Source organism: Moorena sp. SIO2C4, from assembly GCF_010672485.1.
Taxonomy (GTDB): domain Bacteria; phylum Cyanobacteriota; class Cyanobacteriia; order Cyanobacteriales; family Coleofasciculaceae; genus Moorena; species Moorena producens.
The window spans coordinates 1-2,829 of record NZ_JAAHGN010000996.1; the positions used below are offsets into that span (position 1 = coordinate 1).

Genomic DNA, 2,829 nt, shown 5'->3' on the forward strand with positions numbered 1-2,829 from the left:
GGCTGACCGGGACGGGAGATGCGCCGTAGTCGAAGTGCACTGCCTCAGGGTGCCACAGTTGGCGTGCCGGTTCGCTCTCGTTGGGACGAAAGGGAGGCTGCAGCGGCGGCTCCGCGCAGCCTCAGGAGGCTGCGTCGAGCTCGACCGGGGCGAGCTTGGGGTGGCTGCAGGAGTGTCCGTCGAGCCCCACAAAAGGCGCCTTGCCGTCGTTGCCGCCAAATTCCTATGGGTTTATCCGATTCCGGGGTCGGGTCAAGTAAACTGTTACCCCGTCAGTTCTCTGGAATTCGCTAACTTATGATAATAAGAGCAGGCTCCGAGAGGAACTAATTATGATAGCTAGCACAGCTACTTACCAAGTTACCTGGGAAAAGTTACCAAAAAATTTGGGTAATCGCGCCCCGTCCTTATAGGACGGTTTTTTTTGAAATTAAGACTTGACGGTTTTCTAACATCGTGTTATTATAGATGCCTAACGAAAAAAAATTAATGGTCTAGATAAACATGATCTTAAAATAAGTAGATGATGTAAAAAATAAGCTAAGAGATAAGCTTATTGCATAATCAAATCTAACGATTTGGATATCTACGAAAACCCTATGATCAAGAAAAAGTTTATCTAACTTGTTAACTAGATTAGGTACGGTGGGGCACACCGAAACCTGGGTCATAGACCAAGTACGCTTGTGAAGAGGAGACCTCTATTTTTTCTGGCTCCGGCCTGGTTAAACAAGTCACCCCGTGGAAGCAAGAATCCCCGTCCTTCCAGGGCGGGGAGTGTCAACTGATGATTTCCTTCTTGACGACGAACCAGTGGATAATATCAATCAACCATCCCTGGCTGCTGCTCTGACACAAAGTTTGGAAATTGCTGGCAAACTACCAGCTAATGCCCTGACTACTACCAATTATGGCATCTGTGCCACTTTGAATGGCAAAATCGTGGTAAAAGCACCAGATTGGGGATATGTGCCATCAATTCGGGTGTCAAGAGAAGAAGTTAAACGTAATTATACCCCAAGACTTCAAGGGGATATTCCTGCTATTGTCATGGAATTTCTCTGTGATACTGAAGCTGGGGAGTATTCCAACAAGCCAACCTATCCTCCGGGCAAGTGGTTTTACTACGAGCAAGTGTTACAGGTTCCCAACTATGTCATTTTTGAGCCAGACACTGGAGTAATAGAAGTCTATCGGTTAGATGATTCAGGCCGTTATCAACTCCAACCACCCGATGGCAATAACCGTTATTGGATTGATCAAATGAGCTTATTTCTGGGTATCTGGCAAGGAACTAGGGAAAACCGAACTGGTTACTGGATACGTTGGTGGGATCAGCAAGGAGAACTGTTGCTGTGGGGTTCGGAGTTGGTCATCACAGGAACAGCAACGAGCTAAACAGGAACGGCAACGAGCCGAGAAATTGGCAGCCCAGCTAAGAGCAGCAGGCATCGAGCCAGAGGGATAATTCCTCAACTGGAATATCATATCCATTCCGGTAGCATCGCTATTGTCAAGCTTGGTCATTGGTCATTGGTCATTGATCATTGGTAAGCTATCAGCTATCAGCTTATGCGCTACGCGCACGCTACGCGAACAGCTTTCAGCTTATGCGCCTTTGCCAAAGGCCACGCTATGGGAATGGCTGATGGCACCTCAAGCAGCGTGAGCTTTTAGCTCACGGCTGACGGCACCTCAAGCAGCGTGCGCGTAGCGCATATGCTTACGATCATTGATATTTGATCTCTTACTCAGTTCAATGGAAAAAAGAAACGCCAACCAAAAATTATTTAACACTTAACCAACTAAACATTTCGGCAACAGATAATTTCCAATCTTTAATACTATCTAACACAGGTAAAATTTATTCATATGATTTTATTTCTGGCAATTGATTCGGTTGAAATATCATCACTGATTCATCTTCAGGATCAATTAACCAGCCTAAGTCTGTTCCCTGGTTCAGACAAAACAGAATTTTTTTGATCACTTTATTCGCAGATTGTTCAGGAGAAAGAATTTCGATTACCCAATCAGGATAAAGCTCAAATTTATTGGCTATTCTTCCTTTTTCTGTTTTCGGAATACGATTCCAACTAAATACTGTAATATCTGGAACAATAGAACGTCCCCCAAAAGTACATCTTAATTCAGTAAAAGCATGAGCATTTTTTTTCGGTAAAATAAGTTCATTAATCGCTGTAGCAAGACGAGTTTGTAAGGTACTATGTTCTCCTTGAGGAATAGGTTTTTGTTGAATTTGTCCATTGACATATTCAGTAGCAGGTTTGGTTTCAGGAAGTTCTAAAAATTCCGCCAGGGTTAACGTTTGTCTAATTTGATTCACAGCAACCATTGATGACCTCCTGTTTCTTAGATTTTAACTGTTGCTGGATTCAGTTCCAGTTATGCCCACCAGAAAAGCGATGCTCGGTACGAGCCGCTACGCGAACGCACTCTACAAGATCCGTTTACTCTTTCAACCAATCAAATATCTCACCCACCTTAAGCTGCACTGCTTCGGCAAACTCTGGCACGGGCAACACTACCTCTAAGTTCTCAAACAGTTGCACGGATTTATCGGCACTATAGACAAATATCAAGGACTCTTCCGGATCCAATAACCACCCCATCTTAGTACCGTTGTCGAGACAATGGAGAATGTTGCGAATGACTTTGGTTTGGTTCTGCTTGGGGGATAAGATCTCGATAGTCCAATCTGGATGTAGATTGAACGAATTGGCCACTTGGCCATCATGATCACGAGGAATCCGTTCTGTACGAAAGACGGCAACGTCTGGGACAATTGATCGCCCACCAAAGGTACAA

At 44.5% G+C, this 2,829-nt stretch carries 2 protein-coding genes and 2 pseudogenes; 2 read left to right on the plus strand and 2 right to left on the minus strand.

What is annotated here, in order from left to right; all coding sequences use genetic code 11:
* The first annotated feature begins 741 nt into the window (after positions 1-741).
* Positions 742-1,468, plus strand: a pseudogene (locus F6K20_RS32650) (Uma2 family endonuclease).
* 42 nt (positions 1,469-1,510) lie between these two features.
* A complete protein-coding gene (locus F6K20_RS32655) occupies positions 1,511-1,669 on the plus strand; it encodes a hypothetical protein (protein WP_287297539.1) in 159 nt (52 codons plus the stop codon).
* Between the two features lie 117 nt (positions 1,670-1,786).
* Here the strand turns inward: F6K20_RS32655 and F6K20_RS32660 are convergent.
* Together F6K20_RS32660 and F6K20_RS32665 are read right to left on the minus strand one after the other, a co-directional pair.
* Positions 1,787-2,356: pseudogene (locus F6K20_RS32660) on the minus strand (Uma2 family endonuclease).
* A 115-nt stretch (positions 2,357-2,471) separates the two neighbouring features.
* A partial coding sequence (locus tag F6K20_RS32665) for a Uma2 family endonuclease (protein WP_287297541.1) occupies positions 2,472-2,829 on the minus strand: 358 nt, incomplete at its 5' end.